Consider the following 15,063-nt stretch of genomic DNA (forward strand, 5'->3'; position numbering starts at 1 on the left):
GCGGGGTTTTGGCGGGTTGAAACGGCTTATGCAGCTTCAGGTTTACGTACGATCTCGTTCAGCTTTACCGGCTGTGTCGCCAGCTCTTCTGCGTCAAAATCATCAACGTTAATACTACGCAGACGACTCTCTTCCGCTTTAATCAGCAGATCCGCTTCATCTTTGGTGATGATGCCGCCCGCCAGCGCCTCTTTAGCCAGCTCGTTCAGGCGGGTGAAGGGCAGGTTTTTACCCAGCTGCTTGCAGATTTTCTGGTGAATCGGGTCGGCCGCCATCACATCCAGCAGCGCCTCTTCCAGCAGACCGACCGGGTTATGCTCACTTGGGGTCAGATACTGACCACGACCGATACGGGAGCGGGTTGCGCTCGGTATCTGCAGGATCTTCGCCACTTTATGATCCAGCTTATCGGACGGCGCCAGATAGTGGCGACCGGTCGGGAAGATCACCACACGCATAGCGCCAGCCACAAAGCGGTTCGGGAAGTTCACCAGCAGATCGTCGATGGCCTGTTCCGCCTGATACAGCGCATCCTGAACGCCCCAGTGGACCAGCGGCAGGTCGGCTTCATGACGGCCTTCATCGTCGTAGCGTTTTAGTACCGCCGAGGCGAGGAAAATCTGGCTCAGCACATCACCCAGACGGGCGGAGATGCGTTCCCGGCGTTTCAGGCTACCGCCCAGCACCGCCATTGACACGTCAGAGAGCAGCGCAAGGTTGGCACTCAGACGGTTCAGGTGCTGGTAGTAACGACGGGTCGCGTCGCCGGTTGGCGTGGCGCTGGTCAGGCCGCGGGTCAGACCCAGCCACAGGCTGCGCATTTTATTGCTACCGACATGGCCGATGTGTTTAAACAGCAGTTTATCGAAGGCATCCACGTCGTTGTTCTGCGCGGCGGCCATCTCTTCCAGCACGTATGGATGGCAGCGGATTGCCCCCTGACCGAAGATCATCATGCTGCGGGTCAGAATATTCGCCCCTTCAACGGTGATGGCAATCGGTGCGCCCTGATAGCCACGCGCCAGGAAGTTACCTTCACCCAGCATAATGCCTTTACCGCCGGCAATATCCATCGCATCAATGATCGACTGCTGCGCACGGTGGGTACAGTGGTACTTCACGATGGCGGACAGCACGGCCGGTTTTTCACCCAGCATGATGCCATAGGTAATTAAGGAAGCGGCGGCATCCATCACGTAAGCGTTACCTGCGATACGGGCCAGCGGCTCCTCAATTCCTTCCATCTTACCGATAGAGATTTTGAACTGACGGCGGATGTGGGCGTAAGCGCCAATCCCCATCGCCACCGATTTCAGACCGCCGGTTGAGTTCGACGGCAGGGTAATACCGCGGCCAACAGACAGACACTCAACCAGCATGCGCCAGCCCTGACCAGCCATTTTCGGGCCGCCGATGATGTAATCGATCGGCACAAAGATATCCTGACCGCGGGTCGGACCGTTCTGGAACGGTACGTTCAGCGGGAAGTGACGACGACCAATCTCTACGCCAGGTGTGGTGGTAGGGATCAGCGCGCAGGTGATGCCCAGATCCTCTTCGCCGCCTAACAGCTTGTCCGGGTCGGAGAGTTTAAAGGCCAGGCCCAGCACGGTGGCGATTGGCGCCAACGTAATGTAGCGTTTGTTCCAGGTCAGACGCATACCCAGAACCTGCTCACCCTGCCAATCACCCATACAAACTACGCCGGTGTCCGGGATAGCGCCCGCATCGGAACCCGCTTCCGGGCTGGTGAGTGCGAAGCAAGGGATTTCCAGACCACGGGCCAGGCGCGGCAGATAGTGATTTTTTTGCTCTTCAGTACCGTAATGTTGCAGCAGTTCGCCCGGGCCTAATGAGTTAGGTACGCCGACGGTGATCGCCAGGATCCCGGAGACGCCGGACAGTTTTTGCAGCACCCGAGCCTGGGCATACGCAGAGAATTCCAGCCCGCCGTACTCTTTCTTGATGATCATCGCGAAGAAGCGATGCTCTTTTAAAAATGCCCACAGTTCCGGCGGCAGATCGGCCATCTCATGGGTGATCTGGAAATCGTTCGCCATCCGGCAGGCTTCTTCAACCGGACCGTCAATAAACGCCTGCTCTTCAGCAGTCAGGCGCGGCTGCGGATAGTTATGCAGCTTTTTCCAGTCAGGGTTGCCCTGGAACAGCTCGCCTTCCCACCAGGTGGTACCCGCGTCGATCGCCTCTTTTTCGGTACGCGACATCGGCGGCATCACCTTACGGAAACCACGGAAGACCGGTGCAGAAATGAGGGACTTACGCATTGAGCGCACGTTGAACGGCACCAGGATAATTGCCAGCGGAACCAGCACCCAGATATTCCAGATGCCGGTCACGCCAAGGGCAGCGGTCCAGGCCAGTAAGATAAGACTGCTCAGCATTAAGCTGACCCGGTGATAGAACAACACCCCGAGCAGAACAACGGTTAACAGAATACTTAAAATCATCATAAAGAATTGCTCCCTGTCTTGTAGGAGGTCTGACCACTTGTGATGATATGGTTGTAGTGGATGTTATTTCTTTTAGCAATGCATTCACAAAATAATTACAACCTGGTTCACATTGTTCAGGTTTTACCCGGCACAAAAACGCAAAACGCCTGACGATTCCCATGGCTTTAGCTTCTCGCTTTTACCGCTATCCGGTAAACTTGCTCTGTTATTTCATCAATACTGAAGGATTATCCTCATGTACCAGGATCTTATTCGTAACGAACTGAACGAAGCGGCGGAAACGCTGGCCAACTTTCTGAAAGATGAAGCCAATATCCACGCTATTCAGCGCGCGGCGGTCCTGCTGGCCGACAGCTTTAAAGCGGGCGGTAAAGTGCTCTCCTGCGGCAATGGTGGTTCACATTGTGATGCCATGCACTTTGCCGAAGAGCTGACGGGGCGTTATCGTGAAAACCGTCCGGGCTACCCGGCGATCGCGATCTCTGACGTCAGCCACATCTCCTGCGTGAGCAACGACTTTGGTTACGATTATGTTTTCTCCCGCTATGTTGAAGCGGTAGGGCGTGAAGGGGATGTCCTGCTGGGGATCTCCACCTCCGGCAACTCCGGCAACGTCATTAAAGCCATTGAAGCGGCGCGTGAGAAGGGGATGAAAGTCATCACCCTCACCGGCAAAGATGGCGGCAAAATGGCAGGCACCGCAGATATCGAAATTCGAGTGCCTCACTTCGGTTACGCTGACCGTATTCAGGAAATTCACATCAAAGTGATCCATATCCTGATCCAGCTGATTGAAAAAGAGATGGTTAAGTAAGACTTCGCTGGGGGGTGAATGCCCCCCGCTGTTGTGGAGGTGAGATATGTGCGAACTGCTCGGGATGAGCGCCAATGTGCCAACCGATATCTGCTTTAGTTTCACCGGGCTGGTACAGCGCGGTGGAGGAACCGGGCCGCATAAAGACGGCTGGGGTATCACCTTCTATGAAGGAAAAGGCTGTCGCACGTTCAAGGACCCACAACCCAGCTTCAATTCCCCTATTGCCAAACTGGTGCAGGACTATCCGATTAAATCCTGCTCGGTGGTGGCGCATATTCGCCAGGCCAACCGCGGTGAAGTGGCGCTGGAAAATACCCATCCGTTTACCCGTGAGCTGTGGGGACGCAACTGGACTTACGCCCATAACGGCCAGCTGAGCGGCTATAAGTCGCTTGAAACGGGCAACTTCCGCCCGGTGGGCGAAACTGACAGCGAAAAGGCCTTTTGCTGGTTGCTGCATAAGCTGACTGAACGCTACCCACGTACGCCAGGCAACATGACCGCGGTCTTTAAATACGTGGCCTCGCTGGCGACGGAGCTGCGGGAGAAAGGGGTCTTTAATATGCTGCTGTCGGACGGGCGGTATGTGATGGCGTTCTGTTCGACGAACCTGTTCTGGATCACCCGGCGGGCGCCGTTCGGCGTGGCAAAACTGCTGGATCAGGATGTGGAAATCGATTTTCAGACCGAAACCACACCCAACGATGTGGTCACGGTCATCGCCACTCAGCCGCTGACGGGCAATGAAGCCTGGCAAAGAATCATGCCAGGCGAGTGGATCTTATTTTGTCTGGGGGAGCGCGTAGTTTGACGCCAGCTGTGGCTGGACGACTTCGTGGCTCAGCGGCTTGCTGACCACGTAACGTCCATCTACCACCGAAACGGTCGGCGGCTTGTGCGTCTGCTGGAAGTAGTCATAACCCGGCTTCAGCTGTTTCCAGAAATCGGCGTAGTATGAGCTCTTGTGACGCTGCATATTGGCATCGGTCATGCGGAACGGATAGATGCTAACCTGTACCGCAGACTGGCCAAAGACCAACGCGCCGGTTACAAACTGGAAGATCTCATCAATACCGCTGTCGGTCATGGCGTAGCAACCCACTGACACACAGGCACCATGAATCATCAGATATTTACCGTCATAGCCGTGCGCACGGTCAAAGGCATTCGGGAAACCGATGTTGATCGCTTTATAGAAGCGGCTGTCAGGTTTTAACTGGTTACGCTGAACGCTGTAGAACCCCTCCGGGCTTTTGAAATCGCCCTGACGCTGTTTCGGGCCAAGGCCGCCGGAGTAGTTGCAGATTTTATAGCTGTCGAGCAGCTGATACGTCTCACCCATCTTCACGAACAGGTCTAACGTGCGCTCTTCCTTATAGATCTGGATATAGACCGGAGAGCCCATCAACTGCTGTTTGTATTCTTTGCTAATCGGCGTTGTTGAGCTGTTGCTGCTGAGCAGCCCGGCAAACGAAACGCACGGAATAAGAAGCATCGCAATGAACAATGCGATTTTACGCATACTACATGTTCCTTGATAAAACCTAACCAACTTGCCAGGACGGCAAAAGAGACCCGAAATCAGATTAATCTGCATTAGGAGCGCTCACATTAGCACCACTGCATTTTTTCGCAAGCGCCAGCGCGTCGGTTTACAAAATAGTTTTCCTTATAACCTGGATTGGCCGTGCTGGCATTGAGAACTTTGCGTAATCGGTCGCATTTTAGCACCCGCCGCTGCGTTATCGCTGCCGCCTGATTGGCAGAAATGGTACACTCCCCGCGTCTTACGACCGAAGGTGAAGAAAGGATGCTTTTCTCAGGGTCAGCCACGATCCTGCAAGTAATATGAGTGAGCATTCACCGCCTTTCTTCTCCTGTGAAACGACTTCTGACTCGTCCGGCTACCTGGCCGGAACGATTTTTCATGGATAACAACTAACACTATGATTAGAATCAGAAAAGGACTTGATTTGCCGATTTCTGGCATTCCCGATCAGCAGATTTCGCCCGGTCCGATGCCTCGCCATGTTGCGCTTCTGGGGGACGATTACGTGGGCATGCGCCCCACGATGCTGGTACAGGAAGGCGACAGCGTCATCAAGGGGCAGCCGCTATTCGAGGACAAAAAAAATCCTGGGGTCTTCTTTACCGCACCCGCCAGCGGGACGGTGGTCGCCATCAATCGTGGCGAACGCCGGGTATTACAATCGGTGGTAATCCGCATCGAAGGGGAGGGTGAGCGCGAATTTACCCGTCACGATGCGACGGCGCTCGCCACCCTCACCCGTGAGGCTGTGCAATCTCAACTGCTGGAGTCGGGACTGTGGACGGCATTTCGTACCCGCCCCTTCAGCAAAACCCCGGTGCCCGGCACCGTCCCGGCAGCCATTTTTGTCACCGCCATGGACACCAACCCGCTCTGCGCCGACCCGCAGCCGCTCATTCTGGCGCAGCGTCAGGCATTTGATGCCGGGCTGACCCTGCTCACGCGTCTGACGGAGGGCAAGGTGCATGTCTGCCAGGCAAGCGGCGGCAAACTGGGCGGACACCCGCAGGGGCAAGTCACCTTTAATACCTTTGCCGGGCCGCATCCGGCAGGGCTTGTGGGTACGCACATCCATTTCCTGGAGGCGGTCAGCCTGACCAAACAAGTCTGGCATCTGAACTACCAGGACGTTATCGCTATCGGCAAGCTGTTTACTACCGGCCAGCTTTGCACCGAGCGGGTTATCGCCCTGGGCGGCCCGCAGATGCGCAATCCGCGTCTGGTACGTACCTGCCTGGGCGCAGATATCAACGAGCTGCTGGTGGACGAAACCCTGGAAGGTGAAAACCGTCATATTTCGGGTTCTGTGCTGAGCGGCAGACATGCCGTCGGGGTGCAGGCGTACCTCGGGCGCTTCCATTTGCAGGTCAGCGTGGTGAAGGAAGGGCGTGAGAAAGAGCTCTTTGGCTGGGTGATGCCGGGCAAAGAGAAGTTCTCCATTACCCGTACGACGCTGGGCCATTTCCTGCGTAACAAGCTGTTCAACTTCTCCACCGATACCAACGGCGGCGAACGGGCGATGGTGCCTATCGGCAACTACGAACGGGTGATGCCGCTCGACATCCTGCCGACCGTGCTGCTGCGCGATCTGCTGGCGGGTGATACTGACGGAGCTCAGGCGTTGGGCTGCCTGGAGCTGGATGAAGAAGATCTGGCGCTCTGCACCTACGTTTGCCCCGGCAAATATGAATACGGACCGGTGTTGCGCGAGGTGTTAACCCGCATTGAGCAGGAAGGATAACTGATGGGCCTGAAACATCTCATTGAAAAACTGGAGCCGCATTTTACCCACGGCGGCAAGCTGGAAAAGTACTACCCGCTGTTTGAAGCGACCGCGACGCTCCTGTATACGCAAGGGCAGGTGACGAAAGGGGCCGCGCACGTGCGCGACGCCATTGATCTCAAACGTATGATGATCCTCGTCTGGTTCGCTGTGTTCCCGGCGATGTTCTGGGGCATGTACAACGTCGGTCTGCAAACCATTCCCGCGCTTAACCATCTGTACGATACGCAGCAGCTTCAGCAGGTCATCGCTGGCGACTGGCACTACCGGGTGGCGCAGATGCTGGGCGTGAGCTTTGCGCCTGATGCCGGCTGGATCAGCATGATGACGCTGGGGGCGGTCTACTTCCTGCCCATTTACATGACGGTCTTTCTGGTCGGCGGCTTCTGGGAAGTGCTGTTTGCCATCGTGCGCAAACACGAAATCAACGAAGGTTTCTTTGTCACCTCCATTCTGTTTGCCCTGATTGTGCCACCGACGTTGCCACTGTGGCAGGCGGCGCTGGGGATCACCTTTGGTGTGGTGATGGCGAAGGAGATCTTCGGCGGTACCGGGCGCAACTTCCTTAACCCGGCCCTCGCCGGGCGCGCGTTCCTGTTCTTTGCTTATCCGGCGCAAATCTCCGGCGATCTGGTCTGGACCGCGGCGGACGGCTTTTCCGGCGCAACGCCACTCTCCCAGTGGGCCGCTCGCGGCGGTGAGGCGCTGGTCAACAACGCCACCGGACAGCCGGTTAGCTGGTTCGATGCCTTTATCGGTACCATTCCGGGATCAGTCGGCGAAGTCTCCACGCTGATGATCCTGATTGGCGGGGCCATCATTCTCTTTGGCCGTGTCGCCTCCTGGCGCATCGTGGCAGGCGTCATGCTTGGCATGATCCTCACCGCGACGCTGTTCAACCTGATTGGTTCGGCGACGAATCCAATGTTCGCCATGCCGTGGTACTGGCATCTGGTGCTGGGCGGGTTCGCCTTCGGCATGATGTTTATGGCGACAGACCCGGTTTCTGCGTCCTTTACCAATAAAGGAAAGTGGTATTACGGGGCGCTTATTGGTGCGATGTGCGTCCTTATCCGCGTGGTGAACCCGGCCTATCCGGAAGGGATGATGCTGGCGATCCTGTTCGCCAACCTGTTTGCGCCGCTGTTCGATTACCTGGTGGTGCGTGCCAACATCAAACGGAGGAAGGCGCGTGGCTGAGATTAAAAATAATGACACTATCGGCAAGACGCTGATGGTGGTGGTGGTGCTTTGCCTGGTCTGCTCCATTGTGGTTGCAGGATCTGCGGTGGGCCTTAAGTCCCGTCAGCAGGAGCAACGTGCCCTGGATAAACAACGTAACATTCTGGCCGTCGCCGGGCTGATGAACGGCGAAATGAGCGCTGAGGATGTGGCGCAGACCTTCGCTTCACGCATCACGCCACGTCTGGTGGATCTCAATACTGGCGAGCTGCTGGAGACCGATCCGTCCACTTACAATCAGGCCCAGGCGCTGAAAGATCCGCAGCGCAGCACCGAACTGGACGCCAGCCAGGACCCGGCAGGCATTAAACGCCGCAGCAATACGGCGGAAATTTACCTGGTGCGCGATGAACAAAACCGTGTTCAGGAGCTGGTTCTGCCGGTCTATGGCAATGGTCTGTGGTCGATGATGTATGCCTTCGTGGCTCTCAACACCGATGGACGCACCGTCAAGGGCATCACCTACTACGATCAGGGCGAAACCCCGGGGCTGGGCGGCGAAGTAGAAAACCCAGCCTGGCGGGCGCAGTTTGTCGGCAAAAAAGTGCTGGATGATAACGGCCAGCCAGCGCTGAAAGTGGTGAAAGGGGGCGCACGTCCGGGTGATGAGTACGCCGTCGATGGCCTGTCGGGTGCTACGCTGACCTCAAACGGTGTGCAGCATAGCTTTGATTTCTGGATGGGCGAGATGGGTTTTGGTCCTTTTCTTAAAAAGGTACGTGAAGGAGAGCTGAACAATGGCTGATGTGGGCGAACTGAAAGAAGTTAAACGGGTGCTTATTGGGCCGCTCATCGCCAACAACCCGATTACCCTGCAGGTGCTGGGAGTCTGTTCGGCGCTGGCGGTTACCACAAAACTGGAGACCGCCGTGGTGATGACCTTGGCCGTGACGCTGGTGACGGCGTTTTCCAGCATGTTCATCTCAATGATCCGCCACCACATCCCCAACAGCGTGCGCATCATCGTGCAGATGGCGATCATCGCCTCGCTGGTAATTGTAGTGGATCAGCTGCTGCGGGCATTTGCCTACGAAATCTCAAAACAGCTGTCGGTCTTTGTTGGCCTGATCATCACCAACTGCATCGTGATGGGACGTGCAGAAGCCTATGCGATGAAAATGCCGCCGCTGGCCAGCTTTATGGACGGTATCGGTAACGGTCTTGGCTATGGCGTGATCCTGCTGACGGTCGGTTTCCTGCGCGAGCTGATCGGCAGCGGCAAACTGTTTGGTATCCCGGTCCTTGAGACGGTTCAAAACGGTGGCTGGTATCTGCCAAACGGCCTGTTCCTGCTGGCCCCCAGCGCGTTCTTCATTATCGGTTTGCTGATCTGGGCGGTGAGAACCTGGCGTCCTGAGCAGCAGGAAAAGGAGTAACCGACAATGGCTCACTACATTAGCTTGTTTGTGCGCGCGGTGTTTGTCGAAAACATGGCGCTCGCATTTTTCCTCGGGATGTGTACTTTCCTCGCGGTCTCCAAAAAGGTATCGACCGCCTTCGGGCTGGGCATTGCCGTCACGGTGGTGCTGGGGCTGTCGGTCCCGATCAACAACCTGGTATTTAACCTGGTGCTACGCGATGGGGCGCTGGTTGAGGGCGTTGATCTGAGCTTCCTCAACTTCATCACCTTCATAGGTGTGATTGCGGCGTTAGTGCAGATCCTCGAGATGATCCTCGATAAATACTTCCCATCACTTTACACGGCGCTGGGCATCTTCCTGCCGCTGATTGCGGTGAACTGCGCCATCTTCGGGGGTGTGTCGTTCATGGTTCAGCGTGATTACAACTTCAGCGAGTCGGTGGTCTACGGCTTTGGCTCTGGTATTGGCTGGATGCTGGCTATCGTGACGATGGCGGGCCTGCGCGAAAAAATGAAGTATGCCAACGTGCCGGCTGGTTTGCGCGGCTTAGGGATCACCTTTATCACCACCGGTCTGATGGCGCTGGGCTTTATGTCCTTCTCCGGTGTGCAGCTGTAAGGGCAAAATCTATGGAAATTATTCTTGGCGTAGTGATGTTCACGCTGATCGTGCTGGTGCTCTCGGGGCTGATTCTGGTAGCGCGCTCAAAGCTGGTCAATTCCGGCGATGTGATCATTGAGATTAACGATGAGGCAGATAAGCAGATCCTGACGCCTGCGGGCGACAAGCTGCTGAATACCCTCTCTGGCAATGGCATTTTTATCTCCTCTGCCTGCGGTGGCGGCGGTTCATGCGGACAATGTCGTGTGACCGTCAAAGAGGGCGGCGGCGATATTCTGCCAACCGAGCTGTCGCACATCAGCAAGCGCGAGGCGAAAGAGGGCTGTCGTCTGGCTTGTCAGGTGGCGGTTCGCCAGAACATGAAGATTGAGCTGCCGGAGGAGATCTTCGGCATTAAGAAGTGGCAGTGTGAAGTTATCTCTAACGATAACAAAGCCACCTTTATTAAAGAGCTGAAACTACGGGTTCCCGACGGGGAAGACGTGCCGTTCCGTGCGGGCGGCTACATTCAGATTGAGTGCCCGGAACATACTGTCGCGTATAAAGATTTTGATGTGCCTGAGAAGTACCGCGGTGACTGGGATAAATTCAACCTGTTTCGCTTTGTCTCTGAGGTCAAAGAGCCGACGCTGCGCGCCTATTCAATGGCCAACTACCCGGAAGAGAAGGGCATCATCATGCTCAACGTGCGTATTGCCACGCCGCCACCAAACGTGCCGGACGCACCACCGGGGATCATGTCTTCTTATATCTGGTCGCTGAAAGCGGGAGATAAAGTCACTATCTCCGGTCCGTTTGGTGAGTTCTTTGCTAAAGATACCGACGCCGAAATGGTCTTTATCGGCGGGGGCGCTGGCATGGCGCCGATGCGCTCGCACATTTTCGACCAGCTTAAGCGCCTCGGCAGTAAGCGTAAAATCAGCTTCTGGTATGGTGCCCGCTCGCTGCGCGAAATGTTCTATCAGGATGAGTTTGAACAGCTTGCGCGGGATAACCCGAACTTTACCTTCCACATTGCGCTTTCCGATCCGCAGCCGGAAGACAACTGGACCGGCTATACCGGCTTTATTCATAACGTCCTGTATGAAAACTATCTGAAACACCATGCCGCGCCGGAAGACTGTGAATTCTACATGTGTGGTCCGCCGATGATGAACGCCGCAGTCATTAAAATGCTGCAGGAGCTGGGCGTGGAAGATGAGAACATCATGCTGGATGATTTTGGAGGCTGATGATGATGACCTTCGTGCTGACCTTTGCCGTTTTTGTGCTGGTGATCTTCGGCATGTCCCTCGGCTGGTTGATTAAGCGCAAAAGCATTCAGGGCAGCTGTGGTGGCATCTCTTCCCTGGGTATGGAGAAAGTTTGCGATTGCCCTGAGCCGTGCGATGCGCGTAAAAAGCGTATGGCGCGTGAGGCGCAGTGCCAGCAAAACCGGATCCTCTAATAAACAGGCCGCATAAAGCGGCCTGATTTTTTATTTAAGCCACTCCCGCGCCTGGGCTGGGGAATCGACCATCACCCCATCGGCCCCCAGCGCTTTTGCTTTCTGGTAATCCTCGGCGGAATTTACCCCCAGCAGGATAATATGACCATTACCCTGCGAGCGGAAACAGTCCATCGCCTCTTTGTCCCATGTCAGGGTTGCCGGAGAGATCCCCTCTCCCAGGGTAAATTTCTCCACCACCTCGACCTTGCGGTTCAGCTCCAGCCCATACCAGTATGCATCCATTGTCTTTGCTGGGGCCTGGCACACGTGGTTCAGCGAGATGTTTGCCAGCCGGGTACGCGTTTCACTGCGGGTGACAAAACGCGGTATTTCTGCAGGCAGCGCATCCAGATAGCGATCTTCGGTAGAGTACACGCGCACGCGGTTCAGGCTGTTGGTCTCTTTCAGCACGGTCAACAATTGCTTGCCCATCTCGGCCGCATCGGCATCCGGGGATTTGATATCAATATAGAAGCGGGTCTCAGGCCAGCGTTCAAGCACGGCTTTCAGCGTTGGAATAGTGGCGCCGGTAACATTCTCTTTCCATTTCGCACCTGCGTTAAATGTCGCCAGCTCTGCCTGAGTATACTGGGACACTTTTCCCTTCGCGGGGGTTAACGCGCTCAAATCGCTGGGACGATACAGAACGGGAACGCCGTCACGGCTGAGCTGCACGGTTATCCAGATAGCCTGAGCATGATTTTCCAGCGCCAGCGCGATGGCCGGAAGCGTATTCTCCGGCGCGTCGGCGGTTCCGCCGCGGTGAGCAATAATCTGCGGGTCAGCCCAGGCGTTAGAGGCGATCAGCAGTGAAGCGATAATCATCTTTTTCATGAATAAATTTCCATTTTAAATGCATTAACTTGATGAATTTAAAGCGTTTATTGGCTCTATCTTGTAACACGATTTAATGACAGAAGTGAGACAGTAAAACTGCTGACGCATTTTTTGTACTTTGTTATACTGGATGTAATTACAGGTGTGGTGAAGACGATGCGCAAAATCATCCATGTCGATATGGACTGTTTTTTTGCTGCGGTGGAGATGCGGGATAACCCGGCGCTGCGGGATATCCCCATTGCCATTGGCGGCAGTCGCGAGCGGCGTGGCGTGATCAGTACTGCTAACTATCCGGCGCGTAAGTTTGGCGTGCGCAGCGCCATGCCAACCGCTATGGCGTTAAAACTCTGCCCACATCTCACCTTATTACCGGGACGCTTCGATGCCTACAAAGAAGCCTCCAGCCATATCCGCGACATCTTTTCCCGCTACACCTCTCTGATTGAACCGCTGTCGCTGGATGAAGCCTATCTGGATGTCACCGACAGCCTGCACTGTCACGGCTCCGCCACGCTGATGGCGCAGGAGATCCGCCAGACGATTTTCGCTGAACTGCAGCTCACCGCCTCGGCGGGCGTCGCCCCGGTAAAATTTCTCGCCAAAATTGCCTCAGATCTCAATAAGCCCAACGGTCAGTATGTGATTACCCCTGACGAGGTCCCGGCGTTTATCAAAACGCTACCGCTCAGCAAGATCCCCGGCGTGGGTAAAGTCTCTGCGGCAAAGCTGGAGAAGATGGGACTGCGCACCTGCGAGGATGTGCAGAACAGCGATCTGGGCATGTTACTTAAGCGCTTTGGTAAGTTTGGCCGGGTACTTTGGGAGAGAAGCCAGGGCATTGACGAGCGCAACGTTAACAGCGAGCGGCTGCGTAAATCGGTCGGTGTGGAACGGACCCTGGCGGAGGATATCCACGAGTGGGCAGCCTGTGAAACCATCATTGTCGAACAGCTTTATCCGGAACTGGAACGGCGGCTGGCGAAGGTCAAACCGGATCTGCTGATTGCCCGGCAGGGGGTAAAACTGAAGTTCAACGACTTTCAGCAAACCACGCAGGAGCACGTCTGGCCGCGGCTCAATAAGGACGATCTGATCGCCACTGCGAAGAAAACCTGGGAAGAGCGTCGGGCAGGGCGCGGGGTGCGACTGGTGGGATTACATGTCACGCTGCTGGATCCACAGCTGGAGCGGCAGCTGGTGCTGGGGCTGTAAAAAAGCCCGGTGGCGCTCGCGCTTACCGGGCCTACAAACTACTGCCCGGTGGCGCTTTGCTTACCGGGCCTACAAATGACAAACGACGTTGACCTTGTAGGCCCGGCAAACGCAGTGCCGCCGGGCATCAGTTGGCTGATTACTTCGCCGGGATCGCTTTCAGCAGTTCCGTCAGCAGGGTCCAGTAATGGCCCACGCTTTCGATATGAACCTGCTCATCCGGAGAGTGCGGACCGGTAATGGTTGGTCCGATGGACACCATATCCATATCCGGGTACGGTTTTTTGAACAGACCGCACTCCAGACCTGCGTGGATCACCTGAATGTTCGGCGTGCTGTTGAACAGACGCTGATAGGTTTCACGCACCAGCGCCATCACCGGCGAGCTCGCATCTGGCTGCCAGCCCGGGTAGCTGCCCTTGGCGACGGTCTGCGCGCCAGAGAGTTTGCCCAGAGATTCCAGCATGCTCACCACGTAATCTTTCCCACTGTCGATCAGGGAGCGGATCAGGCAGATGATCTCTGCGCTGTCGTCAGCCATGGTCACCACACCGACGTTCAGGGAGGTTTCCACCACGCCTTTCGCCACGTCAGAGTTGCGGATCACGCCGTTTGGCGTGGCGTTCAGCAGCTGAACAAAGCGGTCGCGGGACTGTTCAGTCAGCGCGGCTTTATCGCTGGTGCTCGCTTCCAGAACCACGGTCAGGTTCTTCTCTTTGGCGTCCAGTTCGTTTTTCAGGATGTCCAGATAAACGGCGGAGAGCTTTTTCAGCGCATCGGCTTTGTCTGCGGCAACCGCCACGGTCGCGAACGCTTCACGTGGGATAGCGTTACGCAGCGTACCGCCGTTGAAATCCACCAGACGCAGATCCAGCTCGGCAGCATGACCGGCCAGGAAACGGGCCAGCAGTTTGTTGGCGTTGCCTAAACCTAAGTGGATGTCACCGCCGGAGTGGCCGCCTTTCAGCCCTTTCAGCGTCAGCTTAAAGGTCTGGAACCCTGCCGGGATCGCTTCACGGGTCAGTGGCAGCGTGGAGATAAAATCGATACCGCCTGCGCAACCCATATAGATTTCGCCCTCCTCTTCGGAGTCGGTATTGATCAGGATATCCGCCTGCAGCCAGTTCGGTTGCAGACCAAACGCGCCATCCATACCGGCTTCTTCGGTCATGGTCAGTAGCACTTCCAGCGGACCATGCTCAACGCTATCGTCAGCCAGCACCGCCAGCGCAGAGGCCATACCGATGCCGTTATCCGCACCCAGGGTGGTGCCGCGGGCTTTAACCCACTCGCCGTCGATGTAAGGCTGAATCGGATCTTTGGTGAAGTCGTGAACGGTGTCGTTGTTCTTCTGTGGCACCATGTCCAGGTGCGCCTGCAGCACAACCGGTTTACGGTTTTCCATGCCTGCAGTGGCAGGTTTGCGGATCAGAATGTTGCCAACCTGGTCGCGTTCGGCGTGCAGCCCTTTTTCCTTCGCCCAGCCCATGATGTGTTCGGCAAGCTGTTCTTCGTGATAGGAAGGGTGAGGAATGGAGCAAATTTTGGCAAAAATATCCCACAGCGGTTGTGGCGATAGTTGAGACAGTTCAGACACAGTAAGTCTCCTTGTCGATCTCCTGCAGACAATCTTGCAGGTCACGGGGTTAGCAGGTTTAGAGTTACCACAAGTCAG

The 15,063-nt window shown here is 55.9% G+C and carries 14 protein-coding genes; 10 read left to right on the forward strand and 4 right to left on the reverse strand.

The features are described 5' to 3' along the window. Positions 1-26 precede the first annotated feature (26 nt). Positions 27-2,471 (reverse strand): acyl-CoA dehydrogenase FadE, encoded by a 2,445-nt coding sequence (fadE, locus tag C3406_RS00080; protein WP_103823942.1) that lies wholly within the window; start codon positions 2,469-2,471, stop codon positions 27-29. 238 nt (positions 2,472-2,709) lie between these two features. Between fadE and lpcA the strand changes: the two genes are divergently transcribed. Continuing rightward, on the forward strand, positions 2,710-3,288 hold the full coding sequence (lpcA, locus tag C3406_RS00085; protein ID WP_103178373.1) for a D-sedoheptulose 7-phosphate isomerase: 579 nt from the start codon (positions 2,710-2,712) through the stop codon (positions 3,286-3,288). A gap of 46 nt (positions 3,289-3,334) precedes the next feature. Beyond that, a complete protein-coding gene (locus tag C3406_RS00090; RefSeq protein WP_103823943.1) occupies positions 3,335-4,102 on the forward strand; it encodes a class II glutamine amidotransferase in 768 nt (255 codons plus the stop codon). On the opposite strand, the gene dpaA is transcribed toward C3406_RS00090, so the two are convergent. Then, positions 4,073-4,813, reverse strand: a complete 741-nt coding sequence (gene dpaA / locus C3406_RS00095; protein WP_103178375.1) for a peptidoglycan meso-diaminopimelic acid protein amidase — start codon at positions 4,811-4,813, stop codon at positions 4,073-4,075. The two genes, C3406_RS00090 and dpaA, sit on opposite strands and share 30 nt — an antisense overlap. A 424-nt stretch (positions 4,814-5,237) precedes the next feature. Here dpaA and C3406_RS00100 point away from each other — a divergent pair, with 424 nt between their 5' ends. From C3406_RS00100 to nqrM, 7 genes are read left to right on the forward strand one after another with little or no spacing between them, the layout of a single operon-like run. Further along, the gene (locus C3406_RS00100) at positions 5,238-6,581 is read left to right on the forward strand and encodes a Na(+)-translocating NADH-quinone reductase subunit A (protein ID WP_103823944.1); all 1,344 of its coding nucleotides are present in this window, start codon (positions 5,238-5,240) and stop codon (positions 6,579-6,581) included. Positions 6,582-6,584: 3 nt separating this feature from the next. Next, positions 6,585-7,823 carry an NADH:ubiquinone reductase (Na(+)-transporting) subunit B gene (locus C3406_RS00105; RefSeq protein WP_103823945.1) on the forward strand — a complete coding sequence of 413 codons (1,239 nt, stop codon included), beginning with the start codon at positions 6,585-6,587 and terminating at the stop codon, positions 7,821-7,823. Next, positions 7,816-8,610 carry a Na(+)-translocating NADH-quinone reductase subunit C gene (locus C3406_RS00110; RefSeq protein ID WP_103823946.1) on the forward strand — a complete coding sequence of 265 codons (795 nt, stop codon included), beginning with the start codon at positions 7,816-7,818 and terminating at the stop codon, positions 8,608-8,610. Before C3406_RS00105 ends, C3406_RS00110 begins: the two co-directional genes overlap by 8 nt. Continuing rightward, positions 8,603-9,241: an NADH:ubiquinone reductase (Na(+)-transporting) subunit D gene (locus tag C3406_RS00115; RefSeq protein WP_103823947.1), complete on the forward strand. Its 639-nt coding sequence runs from the start codon at positions 8,603-8,605 to the stop codon at positions 9,239-9,241. Before C3406_RS00110 ends, C3406_RS00115 begins: the two co-directional genes overlap by 8 nt. 6 nt (positions 9,242-9,247) lie before the next feature. Then, positions 9,248-9,844, forward strand: coding sequence for an NADH:ubiquinone reductase (Na(+)-transporting) subunit E (gene nqrE / locus C3406_RS00120; RefSeq protein WP_103823948.1), 597 nt, complete (start codon positions 9,248-9,250; stop codon positions 9,842-9,844). Positions 9,845-9,855: 11 nt separating this feature from the next. After that, positions 9,856-11,079, forward strand: coding sequence for an NADH:ubiquinone reductase (Na(+)-transporting) subunit F (gene nqrF, locus C3406_RS00125; protein WP_103823949.1), 1,224 nt, complete (start codon positions 9,856-9,858; stop codon positions 11,077-11,079). After that, positions 11,079-11,294, forward strand: a complete 216-nt coding sequence (gene nqrM / locus C3406_RS00130; RefSeq protein ID WP_199182738.1) for a (Na+)-NQR maturation NqrM — start codon at positions 11,079-11,081, stop codon at positions 11,292-11,294. The genes nqrF and nqrM overlap by 1 nt, the downstream gene beginning before the upstream one ends. A gap of 30 nt (positions 11,295-11,324) precedes the next feature. Here the strand turns inward: nqrM and C3406_RS00135 are convergent, their stop codons facing one another. Next, positions 11,325-12,170, reverse strand: coding sequence for a glycerophosphodiester phosphodiesterase family protein (locus C3406_RS00135; protein WP_103823951.1), 846 nt, complete (start codon positions 12,168-12,170; stop codon positions 11,325-11,327). Between the two features lie 159 nt (positions 12,171-12,329). Between C3406_RS00135 and dinB the strand changes: the two genes are divergently transcribed. Beyond that, complete coding sequence (gene dinB, locus C3406_RS00140; protein WP_103823952.1) at positions 12,330-13,388, forward strand: DNA polymerase IV; 1,059 nt, start codon at positions 12,330-12,332, stop codon at positions 13,386-13,388. A gap of 139 nt (positions 13,389-13,527) precedes the next feature. Here dinB and pepD read toward each other — a convergent pair whose 3' ends face one another. Continuing rightward, positions 13,528-14,985 carry a cytosol nonspecific dipeptidase gene (gene pepD / locus C3406_RS00145; RefSeq protein ID WP_103178385.1) on the reverse strand — a complete coding sequence of 486 codons (1,458 nt, stop codon included), beginning with the start codon at positions 14,983-14,985 and terminating at the stop codon, positions 13,528-13,530. Between the last annotated feature and the right edge of the window lie 78 nt (positions 14,986-15,063).

This window comes from Leclercia sp. LSNIH8 (assembly GCF_002920195.1).
Taxonomy (GTDB): Bacteria; Pseudomonadota; Gammaproteobacteria; order Enterobacterales; family Enterobacteriaceae; genus Enterobacter.

Bases quoted from the DNA above. Each gene is read 5' to 3' on its own strand.
- fadE (WP_103823942.1), bottom strand. From the start codon at position 2,471: ATGATGATTTTAAGTATTCTGTTAACCGTTGTTCTGCTCGGGGTGTTG.
- lpcA (WP_103178373.1), top strand. From the start codon at position 2,710: ATGTACCAGGATCTTATTCGTAACGAACTGAACGAAGCGGCGGAAACG.
- C3406_RS00090 (WP_103823943.1), top strand. From the start codon at position 3,335: ATGTGCGAACTGCTCGGGATGAGCGCCAATGTGCCAACCGATATCTGC.
- dpaA (WP_103178375.1), bottom strand. From the start codon at position 4,813: ATGCGTAAAATCGCATTGTTCATTGCGATGCTTCTTATTCCGTGCGTT.
- C3406_RS00100 (WP_103823944.1), top strand. From the start codon at position 5,238: ATGATTAGAATCAGAAAAGGACTTGATTTGCCGATTTCTGGCATTCCC.
- C3406_RS00105 (WP_103823945.1), top strand. From the start codon at position 6,585: ATGGGCCTGAAACATCTCATTGAAAAACTGGAGCCGCATTTTACCCAC.
- C3406_RS00115 (WP_103823947.1), top strand. From the start codon at position 8,603: ATGGCTGATGTGGGCGAACTGAAAGAAGTTAAACGGGTGCTTATTGGG.
- nqrE (WP_103823948.1), top strand. From the start codon at position 9,248: ATGGCTCACTACATTAGCTTGTTTGTGCGCGCGGTGTTTGTCGAAAAC.
- nqrF (WP_103823949.1), top strand. From the start codon at position 9,856: ATGGAAATTATTCTTGGCGTAGTGATGTTCACGCTGATCGTGCTGGTG.
- nqrM (WP_199182738.1), top strand. From the start codon at position 11,079: ATGATGATGACCTTCGTGCTGACCTTTGCCGTTTTTGTGCTGGTGATC.
- C3406_RS00135 (WP_103823951.1), bottom strand. From the start codon at position 12,170: ATGAAAAAGATGATTATCGCTTCACTGCTGATCGCCTCTAACGCCTGG.
- dinB (WP_103823952.1), top strand. From the start codon at position 12,330: ATGCGCAAAATCATCCATGTCGATATGGACTGTTTTTTTGCTGCGGTG.